Consider the following 18,791-nt stretch of genomic DNA (forward strand, 5'->3'; position numbering starts at 1 on the left):
ATCAGCGTCGTGGCTGCGCCTTCGCCTTGCGGTGGTAGTAGATGCCTGCGCCGAGGGAGTACACGCCCAGCACGCCGAGGAGCGTGAGCACGACGACCGTCGCACGGTAGGGATTCCCGCGCGCGAAGTTCAGGGTCTCCGCGACGAAGCAGAGACACACGAACGCCACCGCGAAGTACGTCTGCGACCTGTTCTTGTAGTCGGGTGCCATGGCGGGGTCCGGGAGCGGGGCCTGCGGGGCTCGGGTGGTCAGTGCGTGGGGGAAGTGCCTTGTTCCCACGGCGCCGTGGCGTGCGCAGGGGGAAGCGACTCGTTCCCACGGCGTTGCGGCGTGCGCGGGGGAAGTGACCTGTTCCCACGGAGCCACGGAGTCCACGGAGCGCACGGAGAAGGACGATGAGGAACCGCACGTGTGGGGCGGTACTCTGCCCACGCGCACGCAGTTCCTTTCAATCGCTGTGGCAGCCCTCCGTGCGCTCCGTGGGCTCCGTGACTCCGTGGGAACCCACCACCCCCACCCCGCCCGACGCCCCGGACCAGAAGGAGAACCTCCCCCACGGCACGTCAGCCCAACTCCACCGACAGCGCCGCGAGCAGTGCATCCACATCAGCCGCGGTGTTGAAGAGGTGGGTCGAGATGCGATGACCGTTGAACCACTGGCCGGGCACCACCTTCACCACCACGTGATGCCGGGTGAGGAGGCGTTCGTAGAGGGCGCGCGCCGTCACGGTGTCAGGCAGGACGTACGACGTGAGCGGCGATGCCATCGGTCCTGACTCGACGCTCGCAAGGCGCAGGCGCGGCAGGGTGCGCAGGCCGGCCACGAGGCGCGCGCGCAGTGCGAGGTTGTGCCGCTCGACCGCCGCGATGCCGATGCGCTCGACGTAGCCGATGGCCGCACCAAGCCCGTGCACGCTCGGCAGCGAGCAGACGCCCGTGGACGCCGTGTACGCATTGCGTCCACCCTGCAACACGACCGGGTCGATGGTGCCGGCGGGCAGGTCGGCGCTGAGGTACAGCAGCCCTGTGCCCTTCGGTGCCAGCAACCACTTGTGCCCGCTCGTGGCGTACACGTGGCACCCGAGCGCCTTCACGTTCACGTCGATGGCGCCGACAGCCTGCGCACCATCCACCACCACAACGCATCCGTGTGCCTTCGCGAGAGCCGAGAGCTCGGCCACAGGCATGCGCAGTCCGGTGGATGAGAGCAGGTGCGAGAACGACAGCACCCGCGTGCGCGGCGTGATGGCGGCGGCGACGCGCGCGACGATCACGGCAGGATCGTGATCCGTCGGACCGATGGGCACCACATCCAGCACGACGCCCTTGCGACGCACCGCCCAGTCCCAGCAGGCGCGCCCGCCGGGGTGCTCCTGGTCGGTCGTCAGCACATGATCGCCCGCCGCCAGCGACAGCCCCTCGGCCACCCAGTTCATCCCCTCGGTGGTGCAGTTGGTGAGCACCAGCTCGCCCGTGGTGCAACCGAGGAAGCTGGCGGCCTTCGCTCGAACCGATTCGAGCGCCTGCTCGTGCGCGCCATACCCGTACAGCACCGGGTTGCGCTCGAGCTCGCGCCAGGCCTGCATCGTGGCGTCGATCACCGGGCGCGGCGACGGGCCGAGTGAACCCGTCTGCAGGTACGTCAGGCCCCGGTCCAGGAGGAAGTCGCGCGCGTCCGGCGCGAGGCCCCGCGATGGTGCCGTGTCCTCCACGCCCAGTCCCGGCGGCAGTGCTGTCGCGGCCAGCGCCGCCCCGATGCCGGAGACGAACGCGCGGCGCGAGGTCCCGCCGGGAAGGGAGTTCGTGGTCATGCGGGAGCGTAGCGTGGAACGACGGCCGGCACCATGCCCGCCTCGGGCCATACCGTCAGCGACGCGACGGTGCGAGCTGGAAGACGTTGCCCTCCGGGTCGAGCCCGTCACAGGTGCCCCACGACCGGAGCGCGTGCATGACGGCGCCCCGCGACGCAAGACGGGCACGGGCCTCCGCCACGTCGGGCACCTCGAAGATCAGCTTGACCGGGGAATCCTCGCGTGCCGCCGGCGGCGCGGTGATAACGATGTCCGCCGCATGGGCGGGTGGGATGACATGGAGTGCAATCGTCGCACCACCGGCATCCAGCTCCACCCAGTTCGGGTCCGACGCATCCCCGAGCACGGCGAACCCCATCGCATCACGATAGAAGGCGAGCATCGGGGCCATCTCCTTCACGAACAGCATCGCACAGCGCAGGCGCAGCATGAAACCGGCTCCCGGGGATGGAGGACATGGGGGTGCCGGAAGGTGCGCAGACCGCCGCACCCGACGCTAGACTCAGCCCACCACGCACCTCCGCCGGTCCGCCACCCCCAGGTGTCCCCATGACTCCCAGCGTCCCGACCGCCAGCCGACGGTGCCGCGCCACACGCCGCGCGCTCACCCTCGCCAGCCTCGCCGTCACCACCGCCTGCGCCACCAGTCGCACCGCGGACACGTCGGCCGCCTACGATCTCGTCATCACGCATGGCCGGATCGTGGATGGCACGGGCAACCCGTTCTACTACGGTGACGTCGGCGTCCGTGGTGACCGGATCGCGACCATCGCACCGGCAGGCGCACTGGCGGGAGCAGCGGCGAAGACCACCGTCGATGCGAAGGGGCTGGTGGTCTCCCCCGGCTTCATCGACATCCAGTCGCACTCGTGGAACGCGCTGCTGTTTGCCGACGGCCGCGTCATCGGCAAGGTGTCACAGGGGGTGACCACCGAGATCCTCGGAGAGGCCACCACGCCGGCACCCTCCAACGCCAACGTCGATTCACTCTTCGCCGGCGGCGACCCGGACGATGCGCTGATGCTGGAACGGGTGAGGACCTTCCGCGGCGAGCATGGCTTCGGCCAGTGGCTGGCGGCAATGGAGCGGAACGGCATTTCCGTCAACGCCGGCAGCTACCTCGGTGCCACCACGGTCCGCGGGTACGCGATGGGCCGCGTGGAGGGCGCGGCGTCACCAGCGCAGCTCGACACGATGCGCTCCGTCGTCCGGAACGCAATGCGCGACGGCGCCTTCGGCATCTCCAGCGCACTGATCTACCCGCCAGGCAGCTATGCCAACACGGCCGAGCTGATCGAGACCGCGAAGGCGATGTCGCCGCTGCACGGCACCTACATCACGCACATCCGCAGTGAGGAGGGAGCGCTGCTGCCGGCGATGGACGAGGCGATCCGGATCGGCCGCGACGGCGGCGTGCCAGTGGTGATCTACCACTTCAAGGCCTCAGGGCAGCGCAACTGGCCCCTCGCGGCACCGGCCATCGCGAAGGTCGACTCGGCGCGTGCGGCCGGCCAGGATGTGAAGGCCACGATGTACTCGTACCCCGCATCGGGAAACAGCCTCTCCGCCTGCATTCCCGGCTGGGTGCACGCCGATGGCAAGCTGATCGAGCGGCTGCAGGACACCACGCTGCGCGCGCGCATCCGGCGCGAGATGACGGACCTGACAACGGGCGTGATCAGCTACTGCCAGGACAACCCGCCCGGCGCCTACCAGATCGCCGGGTTCAAGACGCCCGAGTGGAAGCAGTTCGAGGGCAAGCGGCTCGATGCCATCGCCACGGCGCTGAAGATGGACTGGGTTGATGCCGTCATCACGCTGGTGGTCGGCGAGAAGAACATGCTCGGCAAGGTGACCTTCGGCATGTCGGACGCGAACGTCTCGTCGATGCTGTCACGCCCGTGGGTGGTGCTCGGCAGCGACGCCGGTGGTCACGATCCCGACACGACGACGGCCCTCGTGCATCCCCGCTCCTACGGCACCTTCGCGCGCGTACTCGGCAAGTATGCCCGCGACGAGCGCCTCTTCACGCTCGAGGAGGCGGTGCGGAAGATGACGTGGTCCACTGCGCAGATCCTTGGCCTCCGGGACCGGGGGCTGATCAAGGAAGGCAGCTTCGCCGATATCGTCGTCTTCGATCCGGCCACCGTGATCGACAAGGCGACCTTCGAGCAGCCCCACCAGCTCTCGGTGGGCGTGCGGGACGTGTTCGTGAACGGTGTCGGGGTGTGGCGGAACAACCGGCACACCGGCGCGAAGCCGGGACGGGCGGTGTACGGGCCGGGGTGGGATGGGCAGCGACGGGGCGCGCCAGCGCAGTAGCCGGGCCACGCGGCGCACGCGCCGACTACGCCCCGTCGAGCTGCCCGTGCAGGTCGGCCAGCAGCGCTGACGCGGTCAGCGTGCCGCCGGCCTGCGCTGCCAGCAGGCTGCGGAGCCAGTCGCGATACGCCACACCGAGCCGTACGCCGTTCGAGAGCGTGATGAGCGGCCCCACGAGCAGTCGGGCGTGCGCGGCGATGGCCTCGGCGGTGCCCGCATCCCGCTCGACCGCGGCCGTGTCCTGCTCGATCGACGCGAGGATGGCACGGAAGCTCGCCAGCTCGGCGTCGGTGGCGGCCAGCTCGGCGCCAAGCAGCGCGGCGAGGTCATCGCCCTGCACGCGGCTGGCGAAGAACAGCTTGAGGAGCAGCGGCTCACGGCGCACCTGCGAAGGCGCCGGCTGCGTGAGCCATGCGTCGAGCGCGCGCACCCCCGCCGGCGTGATGTGATAGACCTTCCGGTCCGGCCGAGTCTGCTGTTCGACCCGCTCGTAGACCACGAGCTCCTCGCCCTCGAGTTCGGCAAGCGTCCGGTAGATGGCGGCCTGGTCAGCGGACCAGAAATGGCGGACCGAGGCGTTGAAGAACCGCTTCAGGTCGTAGCCGCTGTACGGACTGATGGAGAGGAAACCGAGTACGGCGTACCGCAGGGACATGGATCGGGGGAGGAGTTGCCCGTAATATAGGGTGCGGATATTATGTGATCTATCCTATATATGAGCAAACATATAATGAATTCACTCTCCGGAATCCTGGCTGGCCGCGCCCGTCGCGTGCTGCTGGGCGTGTGCGCGGTGGCTGCGGTCGCCGGGTGTCGCGCGGTGCCGGCCACGGTGACGCGGCCCGTCATCCCGGGGGCGGATGATGTCGGGATCGCGGCCGACGTGGTGCTGCCGCCGCAGGTGCCGCCGAATGGCGTGCCGGTGATCCTGATCCAGGCCCGGTACTGGCGCAGCTTCCAGCTGCGCGGTGGCGGGCGGTCGAACCGCGTGCCGATGGGCCCGCGCGATGCCACCGTGGAGCGGCTGGTGGCGGCAGGCTTCGGCGTGGTGGTGACCGACGTGCGCGGCACCGGCGCATCCACCGGCACGTGGGCATGGCCGTGGTCGGCCGGTGAGGTGCGCGACATGGGTCCGGTCATCGACTGGATCGTGGCGCAGCCCTGGTCGAACGGCGCGGTGGGTGCGACGGGTGCGTCGTACGAGGGCACGACGGCGCTGCTCGCCGCCACGACCGGTCGCCCCGCGCTGCGCGCCGTGCTGGCGCGCGAGATCGAGTGGAACCTGGTGGACGAGATCATCGCACCCGGTGCGGTGCGCAACATCGGCTTCGTGGATGCGTGGAGCCGGTCTGTCGATGCGCTGGATCATGGCAGGGTGCCGGAGCTGTTCCCACGCCTGGCGCGATTCGGGATCCGGGGCGTGTCGCCCACGTCGGACGACCCCAAGGGGGCTGCCCTGCACGCCCGCATGTCGGCGCGTCCGGCCACGGCGGTGGCCCGTCGCGCAGCCGCGGTCCGCAGCGGTGACGATCGTTTCGGCGCCGACGCCCCGCCCACCGACTCGCTGGGTCCCGCCGGTCACACGTCCGAGCTGGCGACGACGCGGGCGGTGGTCGGGATCTGGGGGAGCTGGTGGGATGGCGCGACGGCCGATGCCGTGTTCCGCGCGCAGGCCGCGATGCCGGTGGCGGAGGCGGTGATCGGGCCGTGGGCCCATGAAGGGGAGACGAACGCGAGCCCGCTGCGCCGCAACGACAGCGAGCGTGCGACGGTCGACGTCGAGGCGGTGGTCGCCTTCTTCCGCCGGCACCTGCTGCCGGCCGACACGACGGCCTCGTCACCACGGCTGTCGTGGTACGTGGCCGGCGCGGAGCGCTGGCACTCCGGCGACCGATGGCCGGACACGCGGTCCGACACATTGCACCTGGTGCGCGAGCGGCTCACCGCCGCATCGGCGGTGACCGCAGGCGCCGCGTCGCCTCGCACGCTGGTGGTGGACTGGGCGGCCTCCACCGGCCGCAACTCGCGCTGGACGACCGGACTGGCGCGCCCCGTGGACGCGCCGGAGCGCGCCGATGCCCGCGGCCTGCTCTCGTGGCACAGCGCGCCGCTCGAGGCACCGCTCTCGGTGTTCGGCGCCGCGGAGTTCACCTGCCCCGTCGCGCTCGACGTACCCGAGGCGGCGCTGCACGTCTATCTCGAGTCGGTGGATCCGGCGCGGCGCGTACGGCTGCTGACCGAGGGGGTGCAGCGGATCCGTGGGGGCGTGGCGCGTGTGCGGATCCGTCCGACGGCGTTCGCGCTGCCGGCAGGGTGGTCGCTGCGGCTGTCGGTGGCCGGCGCCGACGCCGGGGCATTCGAGCGGGTGCCCGCCGCCGGATCGCAGCGGCTGCAGTTCGGCATCGAGGGGTGCCAGGTGCAGCTGCCGGTGGTGCGGTGAGCGGGTCATGAGCGGGGCATGACCGGTTCAGCATCCCCGTCCTCTCGAAGGTGGTCTCCCCTCGACGGCAGTCGAGCGCGGGAGCACCAGCGCACCGACCGGCACTGCAGCATGCCGGTAGCTTGCGCCCTCCGCAGGGCACACCTGCCGGCACGCCAACCGCCTCCATGAGAGCCCGAGATGTCCGATCGTCGCACCTTCGTGAAGTCCGCCGCGATCGCCGCTGCGGCGGCGGCCCTGCCAGCTGCCGCCGCGCAGGCCTCTGCGCCAGTCGATGCGCGCGATGCACGCGAGTACTACGAGCTGCGCGCCTATCGCCTGCGGCCGGGCACACCGCAGACGCGGCTCGACGGCTACCTCCGGTCGGCGCTGATCCCGGCGCTCAATCGGCGCGGAATCCGGAACGTCGGCGTGTTCACGCAGCCCGATGCACCGGACGGTCCGGCGGTCTGGGTGCTGATGGCGCACCGCAGCATGGAGTCGATCGGCGCGGTGACGGCCGCGATCAACACGGACCCGGCGGTGATCGCCGCCGGTGCAGACTACCTGGGCGCGCCCACGAAGGAGAATCCCGCATTCGACCGCATCGACAGCTGGGTGTTCCTCGCCTTCGCCGGCATGCCCCGCCTCGCGGTACCCCGCCTGACGGAGGGCAACCAGCCGCGGGTGTTCGAACTGCGCATCTACGAGAGCTTCTCCGAGCTGAAGGCGCTGAAGAAGGTGGCGATGTTCAACGCCGGCGAGATCGAGCTGATGCAGTCGCTGCAGCAATCGCCGGTGTTCTACGGCCAGGCCCTGGCCGGCCGCGACCTGCCGCAGCTCACGTACATGCTCTGTACCCCCGACCGTGCTGCGGCCGCAGCCGCCTGGAAGGCATTCGGCGAGCACCCGGCCTGGAAGGCGCTGGTGGCCGACCACCAGTACGACGACACGGTCTCGAAGATCACCAGCCGCTTCCTCGTGCCGACGGCGTACTCGCAGCTCTGAGGCACCGGGTGCCGTACGGCTGACTTGTCGGACGCGGAGCCGCGTCCGATGATTTCACGCCGCACGCAGCGTCCAACAGATTCCCGCGACTCCCCGGCCCATCGACCATGACGACCCCAGCCCTCCTCGAGGCGCACCGCACACTGCTCACCGGCCACTGCTACCGGATGCTTGGCTCGGTCATGGATGCGGACGACGCGGTGCAGGAGACGATGCTGCGGGCATGGCGTGCGCTCGACCGGTTCGACGGCCGCTCGAAGATGAGCACCTGGCTCCACCGCATCGCGACCAACGTCTGTCTCGACGCCATCGCCGACCGGGAGCCGCGGGTCATGCCGATGGAGATGGGCCCGGTCGGCACCGTCGACGACACCCTCGTGGAGCTGCCACGCACGCACTGGCTGGAGCCGGTGCCCGATGCGCGCGCGATCCCGGCCGATGGGGACCCGCACGAGGTTGCGGTGCAGCGCGAGAGCATCCGGCTCGCCTTCGTGGCGGCGATCCAGTACCTGCCGCCGCGGCAGCGCGCCGCGCTGCTGCTGACGCAGGTGCTGAACTGGTCGGCGGCCGAGGTGGCGGAATGCCTCGACATGACCGTGCCGGCGGTGAACAGCGCGCTGCAGCGCGCTCGCGCCACGCTGGCCATGAAGCTCCCGCAGCGGGCCCGCGACTCGCAGTACGTGCCGGCCGCGCTGACCGCCACGCAGGAGGCACTGGTGCAGCGCTACTTCGACGCGTTCGAGGCGTACGACGTGGCGGCGCTCGCCTCGCTCATGCGCGAGGACGCGACGATGTGCATGCCACCCTACGCGCTCTGGCTGCAGGGGCCCGACAGCATCGCGCGCTGGCTGCTCGGCCGCGGTGCGGGATGCCGCGGCTCACGCCTCGTGCGCACCGCCGCCAACGGCCAGCCGGCGTTCGCGCAGTACCGGAACGGCGGCGCGGACCCATGGGCGCTGGTGGTGCTGGATCTCGACGGCGACCGCATCGCACACAGCACCTTCTTCCTCGACACGGCCCACCTGTTCCCGAGGTTCGACGTGCCGATGCGGCTGGAGGAGCTGGCCGGCCGATGAGTTCCGGCCGGCCCGGGGGTCGAAGGCACGCCGCGCATCGCTGCGGGGCGCGCTCCCCCAGACCAGATCCCGATGCCCGTGCCGGTCGTCTACCCCATCACGCTCACGCCGAGTCCCGTCATGGCAGCCCGCAAGCTCTTCGTCAACATCCGCGTGTCCGACCTCGAGCAGTCGAAGGTGTTCTTCGGCGCACTCGGGTTCACCTTCAACCCGCAGTTCACCGACGAGAACGCGGCCTGCATGGTCGTGAATGACGACGCGTTCTTCATGCTGCTCACCGACCCGTTCTTCCGCCGTTTCACCGACCGCGAACCGGCCGACACGACCCGGGTGAGTGAGGCGCTGTACGCGTTCTCCTGCGACAGCCGCGAGGAGGTCACGCGCCTGACCGACGCCGCCCTCGCCGCAGGCGCCACCACCGCCATGCCGCCGCAGGACCATGGCTTCATGTACAGCACCAGCTTCCACACGCCCGACGGGCATCACTTCGAGGTCGTCTGGATGGATCCTGCGACCATCCAGTAGTCCTACCAGAAGAACAACTACCACGGCGTGACGCGAAGGCGCAAAGGGCGCGAAGGACGCAAAGAGTTCTGCGTCGGGGGCAGTCTCCACGCGCATGAGGAGCATCATTATTGAGGGGAACCGCGGCGGCGGTTGCAGTTCCTACAGCAAGGCGATGCTCCCACGCGCATGGAAGCGTGACCAAGCGCACTTACCCCTTTGCGTCCTTCGCGCCCTCTGCGCCATTAAGTCAAAGCCGTTCACGATCTCCGTTCAGCGCGAAGGCTCGAGGATGAGGAGCAGCCCCCTCTTGCCAGGCACCGTGATGGGCGCGCCAGGATCGTAGGTGCCAGCAGCCTGGAAGTTCGCGATCGCTGGCGCCCGGATGCGGGTACGCGCGGGGTCGAGGCCGAGGGCCTGCCAGTCGATGGTGAGCCGCACGGGAGTGTCGTCGGCCTTCCACGAGCCGAGGGACACCATCGCCGAGCCGGGCTTCGTCCAGGTGGTGGCGAGGATGTCGGCATCCCCGGTGGTGACGGGAGCGGCACCTGACCACCAGCCGTGCATCCGGCTCTGCTGGATGCCGAACTCGTCCCACACCTTCCAGAGCGGCGTCGGGTCGCCCGCCCACGGCAGGCGCGCGGTCATGCCCATCGTCATCCCACGCCACGGGTGCCCACCCTTCTCCAGCATCTCACCCATCAGGCCGAACGGGATGCCCGAGACCTCCACCAGCCAGTAGTCGGGACGCGCGTCGTAGTCGAAGTACTCGCCGAACCAGAGCCGGTTGATGAACGGGAAGTGCTCGAGGTAGAGGTTCGCACTCGACGCGAAGCCGTCGCGCGGGTTGTACTGGTTGGCACTGTGCAGGTCGAGCAGTGCGCTGGCGTTGCCGCGGTCCAGCACCTTCCGCACGCGCTTCATGGTGATGCGGTCGAACGCCACGTCATCCAGGTACAGGCCATCGATCCGCTCGTTCTTCACCAGCCAGTCCAGCCCCTCGATGTAGAAGTTGTGCCAGCGTGACACGCCGCTGTTCACCACCGCCGCGTCCGTGATCTCCGGCACGTGCCAGGCGGCGATGTAGTCGTCCCCCAGGTGCTCCTGCAACCACGAGTATCCACCACCCGGGCCGTGCGAGAGCACCTCGTCACCCAGCGACCGCAGCGCAAAGAGCTCCGGCGCATGGTTGGTGAGCTCGCGCACGGTGTAGTAGATCTTGGCGCGCATGCCCGCCGCGTGCGCCGAGTCGATGAACGCCCGCATCCCGGCCGTCTCGATGAACGGGTAGTTGATCCACGGGTTGACGCGGTTGGCGTGGTGCACGTTCAGCGTGTTCGCCCCGCGCCGCTTCGCCGAATCCACCGGCACGAAGGCGTGGAAGAAGCGGGTGGACCACTGGCCGGCGGTGTCCAGCGGCTTGAACGGCGTGATCATCAGCCGGAAGTCGAAGCGCAGCGAGTCGCCGGCCTCGATCACCTGCGCACCGCTGTGGCACGACGCCAGCACGCGATCGCCCGTGCGCACGATGTCGCAGCCCCCCTTGCCGTCGTTGGCCCACGAGCGTGGCGCGACCAGCGGCTTGGAGAGGTAGAAGTTGGTGTTGAGCGGGCGGACGTAGTGTTCGTCCTTGAGCGTGAACTGGATGCCCGCGTTCACGTCACCGAGCCACGCGGCGTCCTGGTTCTGCTTCGCGACGTCCCAGGTCCAGTGGAAATCCTCGGGGCGGTAGCCGCCCTTCTGGCCCAGGCCCATCATGTATCTCGCCGCGTCGGCGCGGAGCGGCAGCTCGAACGTCACCGTGCGCAACGACGTCCGCGCACTCGCCTTCAGCGCCACCGTGTACTCGGCCGTGCCGTCGAACTCGAGCACGGCGTTCGTCTGCAGCCGCAGCGCTCCGGCCGACTTCCGTGCTTCCCAGGCCACCGCACCGGGGGCGCGTTTCGTGATCACCGGGTCGGCGCCGGTCCAGGCCACCGCGCGGTCAGCCGAGTCGCGGACGACCAGCCGGATCGGTGCGCTGAGGATCTCGCGCGGGGTGGTGCCGATGCTGGTGTTGCCCGGCGAGAAGAACGACTGGATGCTCACGGGCATGCCATCGTTGCCGAAGGTGAGCGCGCGGCCGAGGAGCGAGATGGTCGTGCCGGACACGCGCATCGGCACGTATGGCGCCACCACGCTGTCATCCGCTGCCAGCTGCGAGTTGAGCCAGCGGAGGCGCGTGAGCTGCGCCGGGGTATCGTCGCCATGGTTCGCCACCAGCCCGCTGCCCACCCGGATGGTGACGCGCACCGGTGGCGCGCTGCCGGTTGCGGTCACGAGCCGGAGGTCACCCTCGTAGTCCCCCGGCGTGATGGCCGCGGGCAGGTCCACGCCGAACCAGAGCGCCTGCACCCGTGACGAGTCCACGTGCAGCGCACGCGTGAAGCGACGCCCCGACCAGTCAGTCCCTTCGAGGTTGAAGGCCGTGATGGCGCGCGACGGGATCACCTGCGAACCGCCCTTCCGCCGCAGTGCGCTCATACGGTAGCGCAGTGAGTCGAGCGGCCCGCGGTGCGCCCAGACACCGACCTGGAAGGTGTAGAACTCCCCGCGTCGCGCAGTGCCGGTGAAGGGCGTGAATGCCCCGCGCTGCGCCCACGCCGCCGGGATGTCGCGCGTCATGCGGATGGACAGCGCACGGTCCTCGGCGAACGCCAGGAACGGCGCCGAGGGATGCGCGCCACGCAGCGCCGCCAGTTCCGACGCGGTGGCGATGTACTCCATCGGCGTGAAGCGCGAGAACTCGTTCACGGCATCGAAGCCGACCATCGTCGCACGTGGCAGTTCGTTGAGCGCGCCCGATCGCACCGCACCCTCGTTCAGCCCATGGGCCGACAGCCACGTGGGCTCAGCCGTGGGCTCGACCACACGGTACGTGATCTTCGGGTAGTTGGACTTGAACGTGCCAGTGTACGGCAGGTAGTACACGTGGTACTCGCCGGCCGCCGGCGCCTGGAAGGCGATATCGCCGGCCTCGCGCGTGATGTCGAGGCGGGCGACGTTGCGGATGCGCTGCTGCGTGGCGGCCTGGATCACCACCAGGTTCACTGACTGCGGCGTGGCATCGCGCCGGCGCCAGGGGATGTGTGCGACCACCGCGTCGGCGGCGTTCGCCACCCGCACGACGGCGCGGTGATTGCCGAGCGAGTCGGCGATCCAGGTGCCGACGCCATGGCGCAGGCTGTCGGACGGTGCACCGGCGCCGCCCGTGACCTGCGTACCCGGATGCAGCGCCGCCTGGACCATCGCCGGGGCGTCGCGGTTCACGCGCCGTGCCTTCACGTGTGCCTGCAACGTGTCCTCGAGGCGCTCATCCACGTCGGCGGCGTATGGCTTGCCCGCGCCAAGGCGCTCCGGCCACTCGCGTGCGGCCGCAACCTGGCGCGAGGCGTCGCGCCACCGTCCCGCCGCAATCGCCTGCGCGGCAAGCATCAGCTTCGCCTCGCGATACAACAGGCGTCCATCTGCCGCTCCCTCATACGGCAGGATCGACAGCCGGCCGAGCAGCGCGTCGGCCGCGGCGTACTGCCCAGCCGCCACCAGCGCCTTGGCGTGGGTCAGGCCGAGGATGTAGCTGGCCGGGAATCTCGCGTGATACCGAGCCGCGACCTCCACCGCCGCGGCGGCGTTCCCGTTCGCGATGAGGTGATCGGCCAGCAGCTTACCGTAGCGCCACTCGGCGGGCTCGAGCGCCGCGGCACGCTCCAGGTCACGCTGGCAATCAGCGGCGCTGCGCTCCGGCAGCGTGGCGCGCGCGGCGTAGAACGGCGCGTAGTCCGGCTGGTCGGCGAGCGACGTGAGGATCCGCGCGGCGTCGCGCAGGTTCCCCTGTCCCCAGCGGGCGAGGGCCAGGTAGTAGCGCGGCTGCCAGTGCGGCGAGATGCGCGCGGCATGCTCCAGCGCCGGCACCACTTCGGCCCGGAACGGGAACACGTAGCCCGGCGACAGCCTGCCGGCGCGTTCGATGAGGGCATTGCCTCCTGCGTCACCGGTCTCGCTGCGGAGCCACGCCCGCAGGTAGAGCGCCTCGGGGTGGTCACCGGCGGCCTCCAGCACGCGGCCCGCCACCGCCGCCTCCCCTGCCTGCGCGTACCACGACCCCAGCTCCAGCAGCACCTGCTCCGGCAGCTCGGCGCGGATACCGGCGGCGAGTCTCGACGCGAACGCCGCATCGTTCGAGGCCAGCATCCGCTCCACGCGGGCCTGATGGCTGATCGGATCGGCCGCCTCGAGGGCCGCGATCCGCCGGTCGCGTGTTGCGGAATCCCCACGCCGGCGTGCGGCGACGATGGCCATGCCGAGCGCGTCGAGGTTGGCCCCGTCGACCGCCAGCGCCTTGGCCACGTAGGACTCCGCTGCGACGGTGTTCGCCTCGGCCAGCGAGAGGCGTGCCAGCTCGGTCCACGCGGCACCGCGGAACTCGGGCGAGTTGGCCGCGATCTCGAGGCCGTCCCGCGCGTCGTCGGTGTTGCGGAGCCAGCGGTTCGCCAGGCCGTACCAGTAGTTGGCCGCGGGATCGTACGTGTCGACGCTGAGCGCGGTGCGGGCGAGGCGCAGCGCGTCGGCGTACTGGCCGGCACGGATCGCCAGCATGGCGCGGTCGGCCAGCGCCGGCACCAGGTGCGGGTCGCGGGCCAGGGCACTGTCCGCGTACGCGGTGGCCTTCAGGTACTCACGCTGCCGGATCCACTGGCGCCCCTGCGCGTGCAGCCCCACCGCCGAGCTCCAGTCCAGCGCCGCTGGCGCATCCAGCGGCCGCGCCAGTGCACCGGCACGCGGGTCCGCGCGCCAGTCCAGCAGCACGTCACCCAGCGTCACGCGCAGTGCGTTCGGCTGCACGTCGGCGGTGGCGATGGTGTCGGCCCAGAGCTGCAGCGGCTGTCGCGACACGAACCTGGTGCGCACCAGCCGCGCCCCGTCGTAGATGCGCAGGGTGTCGGCCACCGGCACCGTCGGCGAGAACGTCAGCACGATGGCCGCACCACGTGTCGTCACGTTCAGCGCGCCGGTGCGCCCTGCGGCCACCATGCCCTTCGTGCCGGACACCGGGTACCACCATTCCGTCCACCGGTCCGTGGTGTGCGGCGCGAAGCCGCGATGCCGGAACGGCGTGAAGGTGCTCTGTTCCGCGGCCTGGTTGAAGAGGCGCCCGGATTGGACCTCCGAATACTGTCCATCGGTGTCGGTGAGCAGGTCCTCCCAGATCATCCCCTGCCGCGACTGCCCCCAGATCCAGATCTTCTTCCCCGCCTTCTCGTCGCGCGGCGACCAGCGGACCATGCCGAAGTCCCGGTCGTGCCAGTACGCGCCGAAGAAGTCGGTGGCGGTGCCGAAGACATGGTACGACTTGTATCCGCCGAAGCTGTTGTTGTCGTACCACGACAGGTCGCGACCGGCGCTGTCGACCGGCCACGGTCCATGCTCGCCCCCGTGGCCGAGGTAGCTGGTGCCGGGGTAGATGTACTGGAGCTTCCCGTCCACCGGGATGCCGGCGTTCATCCACGAGTAGTACGGCTGCTCGAGTGGTGACGCGTTGTACCAGGACGACGACGTGCTGAACGCCGCGTCATCCGCGCCGAGCCGGACCTCCAGGCGCCAGGGGGTGCGCGTGAGGAGGTCGAGCGCGCCGATGATGCAGCTCACGCTGCCGTCGGCGTTGGTGCGCGTGACGTAGTCCACCGGTGTGGCGACGTTCGGCGTGTGCCCGATGATGCCGTAGTTCGCCTCGATGCCACCGCTGGTCCACGGGCCGCGCATGGCGATGTCGCGAAACTTCACGACACTGTTCGCATAGATGAACGAGCGCCCGCTGCGTTTGTCGATCGCGCTCCAGATCTTGCCACCCACCTGCGGCAGGATCATGACCTTCAGGTAGTCGTTCTCCAGCTCCACCACCTTCCACGACTGCCGCACGGGCGTGTCGGTGAAGCCATCGAAGCGGAAGTACGGATAGATGCGCCCGACCACGGGGATCGGGTTCGGGTCGCTGAAGGGGTAGGTCGTGAAGACCTTCTCGTACTCACGCACCACCGGCGGTGCGGCGTGCGCGACTGCGGGCGTGGTGGCACAGAGCGTCATCGCAAGCAGCGTCCGGAGCAACGCTCGCATGGCAACTCCGAGTGGGTTCGATTGATTCGCTGTGCGCGAATCCGGGTTTCGGCTATGGGTCGGCATCGTTAACAATGTTCACGCGGAAAACGCGGAAAACGCGGAAAAGTCCATCCCGCACGGTGGAGACATACATGCACGTGAATGACGTGACTGACAATGTGCTTGGCGCTGCGGTTGCCGTACACAGCGAGCTTGGTCCTGGCCTGCTGGAATCGGTGTACGAGGCGGTCATGGCCTGCGTCCTCGAGAAGCGCGGGCTGCACGTGCGCCGGCAGCAGCCTATTCGCCTGCGATACCTCGGCATGAGTCTCGACGAGGCCTTTCGCCCCGACTTGATCATCGACGATCGCGTGATCGTCGAGATCAAGGCCGCCGCCCGACTCGAACCCGTCTTCACCCGCCAGCTGCTCACGTACCTGCGCCTGACCGGCATCGAGGTCGGGCTCGTCATCAATTTCGGAGCCTACTCCATCGCCGGCCAGACGAGGCGCGTCGTCAACGACTACAAGGGCGACGCGCCGGGGAAAGACCCCCTCAGGTCACCGCGACTGCTGTTCCCCGGAAAATCCGACTCCCACACTCCTGACCGCCGCCCAGCGTCGTGACCCTTTCCGCGTCTTCCGCGTTCTCCGCGTGAATCCTGTTGACGATCCCCCGACGCGCGCCGACCTCACGGAGACAAGGCACCACGATCTCCCGCCTGCCGCACCGTGAGCACGAGCGGCGCGCCGACGAACACAAAGTGACCGGCCAGCTGGATCCACCAGCGCAGCGCCACCGTCGGCGGCCGGTGCGTGAAGAGCGGGATGACCAGCAGCGACATCGCGGCCCAGATCATCGGCCCATACACCGCCGCCACAGCCAGCGCGCCAGGGAGAGAGCGGATCGCCTGCTGCAGCGCCGGGAGCGCGCGGCACAGGAGCACGAACAGCGTCGTCCACGCCAAGGCCACGCAGAAATGCAGCGCGATGCCGGCAACCACCGTCGCCACGCCACCATCGCGTGCCGCCACACCGAGCGGCACGCTGGCCACGCCCTGCCACAGCTGCGCGAACGTCGAACCGTAGACACCCACGCTGAGCGCGCAGGCCCAGAGGAAATCCGACACGCCGGTCACGACGCCCGCGCGTACGACAGTCGCCACCGGCGACCTTCCCACAACCGGCATCAGGGAATCACGCCAGGAGCCACGGCCGGATACTTCACCCCAAGCTGCTCCAGGTAGCTGCTGAACCGCGCGGGGTCGTAGTAGAACGGCCGCATCGCCTCCCGGTACCGCGCCATCTTCTCCGCGTTCAGCCACGTCGCCGGCTGGTCGGAGGGTGCCATCAGCGGGTGGTACTTGGTCGTCCGGGTCTGCACGTTCACGAAGTAGTCCTTCGCATCGCGGATCAACGTCGGCTGCATCATCAGGTCCAGGAGGGTCATCGCCTGCACCTTGGCGCCGGCCACCACGCCCTTGTGTGCGATCGGGGTCGCCATCGCGATGCCATCCACCCAGTTGTGGCCCGGCGTCCCCGGAATGTTGCTGGGGTAGTAGAGCGTCACGCTCGGCACGGTCCAGGACACGTCGCCGATGTCGTCGCTGCCGGTGCCGCCGGATGGTGTCTCGGCGGGTGAGCGCAGCGGGGCCACCCGCGTCACCAGCCCGCTGTCTGGCTGCTGCATCAGGCGCTGCACCGACTTCGCCATCACCTGGTCGTCGGCACTCCACGCCGGCATGCCGACGCGCATGGCATTGGCGTGCATCGCCTGCGCGATGGGCTTGTTGAAGTGCGGGCGCCAGGCCGACCCGATCACCTGCACCGTGTCGAGCTGGGTGAAGGTGCCGGCCGCGGCGGCGCGGGCCATCACCTTTGCCTCCTCGTACATGCGCGTCACCCGCTCCACGTCGCGCTCGCGGAAGAAGAACCAGATCGAGGCCGTGGCCGGCACCACGTTCGGCTGGTCGCCGCCGTCGGTGATCACGTAGTGGGAGCGTGTCGCCAGTTCCATGTGCTCGCGGCGGAACTCCCACATGTTCGCGAACGACATCACCGCATCCAGCGCGCTCCGGCCGCGCCACGGCGCACCTGCGGCGTGTGATGCCGTGCCGCTGAACCGGAACTGGGCCGAGATCAGCGCCAGCGCCGACTCGTCGCCCCACGCGACGCCGAACTCGTCGCCGACGTGTGCGAAGAGGTTGGCATCCACGCCGTTGAACACGCCGGCCCGCACGAGGTATGCCTTGCCCGCCAGCTGCTCCTCGGCCACGCCGGGCCAGAGCACGATGGTGCCGGACATCTTCTCGCGCACCATGATGTCCTTCACCGCCAGCGCCGCGATGATGTTCAGCGGCACGCCGCTGTTGTGTCCCTCGCCATGGCCCGGCGCACCGGCCACCAGCGGGATGCGGCCGGCGCTGCCCGGGCGCTGGTTCGCCTGCGGGATGCCGTCGATGTCCGAGCCGAGCGCGATCACCGGCGACCCGCTGCCCCACTTCGCCACCCAGGCCGTCGGCATGCCGGCCACCCCGCGCTCGACCGTGAAGCCGTTCTGCTCCAGCACGCCCGTCAGGTACTTCGAGGTCTCGAACTCCTGCATGCCGAGTTCGCCGAAGGAGAACACCTGGTCGACCATGCGCTGGGCGAGCTGCGCGCGGGCGTCGATCGTGCGGGCCAGCTCGGCCTTCAGCGCCTCGACCCGTGGGTTCGGCCGGGGGGCCTGCGCCGCGAGCGCGGCACCGGAAGTGAGGCCGGCGACCAGACTGGTCGCCAGGAGACGGCGGAGGGAGCGCATCGGGAGTCCGCGTTCGGGTGGTCGGGCCGTGCCGCGGCCGTCGACGGTCGAGGCAGGGTCACGCTACCCCGCGCGGAACAGTGCGGCAAGGCTGGCGGCGTCGGTGTGGCACGCGACGCCCGGGCACCGCCGCAGCACGGCGGTCACATCGTGAACGAGTAGATGTAGATCGTCCCGCTGGCGGCGTGCACGCCGATCCAGCCGGTGGTGCGCCCCGTGAGCGCCTCCGGCGCGAAGAAGTCCAGCGATGCGAACTCCGGCCCGCTCACCCACCACGAGACCGGGGTGGAGGGTTCGACGAACGCGGGGGCATCGGTGCCGGTGGTGACGGGCGTGAGCCGGGTGCGCCACTCCGCCACGTGGCCCGGCGCCACGCGGATCACCTGGAAGCCGGCGAAGTCCGCCGGCCCCAGCCGCCCATCCCCCACCCGCTCCTCCATCGCCTGGGCATCGAGGATCGTTGCCGCGAGCGCCGGCGGCACCCGCAGCATCTTCTGCACCGCCGCGATGCGCTCGGCCGCGGTCCCCTTGATCTCGACCGAGGTGCGCGGCGGCGGGGCCGGTGCGTCGCGGCGGCAGCCCGGTTGGCTGGCCAGCAGCAGGATGGCGAGGAGGGTCCGGCAGCGCGTGACGAAAGGCATGGACCAAATCTGCAGCGCGCATCGGTGGCGGCCAGACGCAGCCGCCTTCCGCCGCACTGCGCCGTGGCACATTCTCCG

The 18,791-nt window shown here is 69.9% G+C and carries 14 protein-coding genes; 6 read left to right on the forward strand and 8 right to left on the reverse strand.

Features of this window, described 5'->3' with window-relative positions; translation table 11 throughout:
* Window position 1 precedes the first annotated feature (1 nt).
* The 3 genes from IT355_14530 to IT355_14540 all read right to left on the reverse strand — a co-directional run bounded on the left by IT355_14530 (window position 2) and on the right by IT355_14540 (window position 2,242).
* Window positions 2-211, reverse strand: a complete 210-nt coding sequence (locus tag IT355_14530) for a hypothetical protein (GenBank protein ID MCC7054482.1) — start codon at window positions 209-211, stop codon at window positions 2-4.
* Between the two features lie 353 nt (window positions 212-564).
* Window positions 565-1,812, reverse strand: coding sequence for an aminotransferase class V-fold PLP-dependent enzyme (locus tag IT355_14535; protein MCC7054483.1), 1,248 nt, complete (start codon window positions 1,810-1,812; stop codon window positions 565-567).
* Window positions 1,813-1,867: 55 nt separating this feature from the next.
* Window positions 1,868-2,242 carry a hypothetical protein gene (locus IT355_14540; protein ID MCC7054484.1) on the reverse strand — a complete coding sequence of 125 codons (375 nt, stop codon included), beginning with the start codon at window positions 2,240-2,242 and terminating at the stop codon, window positions 1,868-1,870.
* A 119-nt stretch (window positions 2,243-2,361) separates the two neighbouring features.
* Between IT355_14540 and IT355_14545 the strand changes: the two genes are divergently transcribed.
* Complete coding sequence (locus IT355_14545) at window positions 2,362-4,134, forward strand: D-aminoacylase (protein MCC7054485.1); 1,773 nt, start codon at window positions 2,362-2,364, stop codon at window positions 4,132-4,134.
* Between the two features lie 25 nt (window positions 4,135-4,159).
* Here IT355_14545 and IT355_14550 read toward each other — a convergent pair whose 3' ends face one another.
* The gene (locus tag IT355_14550) at window positions 4,160-4,789 is read right to left on the reverse strand and encodes a PadR family transcriptional regulator (protein MCC7054486.1); all 630 of its coding nucleotides are present in this window, start codon (window positions 4,787-4,789) and stop codon (window positions 4,160-4,162) included.
* A 75-nt stretch (window positions 4,790-4,864) separates the two neighbouring features.
* On the opposite strand from IT355_14550, the gene IT355_14555 reads away from it, so the two are divergent.
* The 4 genes from IT355_14555 (at window position 4,865) to IT355_14570 (ending at window position 9,162) form a co-directional block, all read left to right on the forward strand.
* Window positions 4,865-6,574 (forward strand): CocE/NonD family hydrolase, encoded by a 1,710-nt coding sequence (locus IT355_14555; GenBank protein ID MCC7054487.1) that lies wholly within the window; start codon window positions 4,865-4,867, stop codon window positions 6,572-6,574.
* A 180-nt stretch (window positions 6,575-6,754) separates the two neighbouring features.
* Entirely contained in the window at window positions 6,755-7,561 is an 807-nt protein-coding gene (locus tag IT355_14560) for an NIPSNAP family protein (protein ID MCC7054488.1), read from the forward strand.
* 107 nt (window positions 7,562-7,668) lie between these two features.
* Window positions 7,669-8,637: a sigma-70 family RNA polymerase sigma factor gene (locus IT355_14565; GenBank protein ID MCC7054489.1), complete on the forward strand. Its 969-nt coding sequence runs from the start codon at window positions 7,669-7,671 to the stop codon at window positions 8,635-8,637.
* A 72-nt stretch (window positions 8,638-8,709) separates the two neighbouring features.
* Window positions 8,710-9,162, forward strand: coding sequence for a glyoxalase/bleomycin resistance/extradiol dioxygenase family protein (locus IT355_14570; GenBank protein ID MCC7054490.1), 453 nt, complete (start codon window positions 8,710-8,712; stop codon window positions 9,160-9,162).
* Between the two features lie 252 nt (window positions 9,163-9,414).
* On the opposite strand, the gene IT355_14575 is transcribed toward IT355_14570, so the two are convergent.
* On the reverse strand, window positions 9,415-15,291 hold the full coding sequence (locus IT355_14575; protein ID MCC7054491.1) for a DUF5107 domain-containing protein: 5,877 nt from the start codon (window positions 15,289-15,291) through the stop codon (window positions 9,415-9,417).
* A 134-nt stretch (window positions 15,292-15,425) separates the two neighbouring features.
* Here IT355_14575 and IT355_14580 point away from each other — a divergent pair, with 134 nt between their 5' ends.
* A complete protein-coding gene (locus IT355_14580; GenBank protein MCC7054492.1) occupies window positions 15,426-15,899 on the forward strand; it encodes a GxxExxY protein in 474 nt (157 codons plus the stop codon).
* Between the two features lie 65 nt (window positions 15,900-15,964).
* Here IT355_14580 and IT355_14585 read toward each other — a convergent pair whose 3' ends face one another.
* The 3 genes from IT355_14585 to IT355_14595 all read right to left on the reverse strand — a co-directional run bounded on the left by IT355_14585 (window position 15,965) and on the right by IT355_14595 (window position 18,713).
* A complete protein-coding gene (locus tag IT355_14585) occupies window positions 15,965-16,438 on the reverse strand; it encodes a hypothetical protein (protein ID MCC7054493.1) in 474 nt (157 codons plus the stop codon).
* 23 nt (window positions 16,439-16,461) lie between these two features.
* Window positions 16,462-18,072, reverse strand: a complete 1,611-nt coding sequence (locus tag IT355_14590) for an amidohydrolase (protein ID MCC7054494.1) — start codon at window positions 18,070-18,072, stop codon at window positions 16,462-16,464.
* A gap of 143 nt (window positions 18,073-18,215) precedes the next feature.
* Complete coding sequence (locus IT355_14595) at window positions 18,216-18,713, reverse strand: hypothetical protein (GenBank protein MCC7054495.1); 498 nt, start codon at window positions 18,711-18,713, stop codon at window positions 18,216-18,218.
* Between the last annotated feature and the right edge of the window lie 78 nt (window positions 18,714-18,791).

The sequence above is a fragment of the Gemmatimonadaceae bacterium genome (assembly GCA_020851035.1).
Lineage (GTDB): Bacteria > Gemmatimonadota > Gemmatimonadetes > Gemmatimonadales > Gemmatimonadaceae > JACMLX01.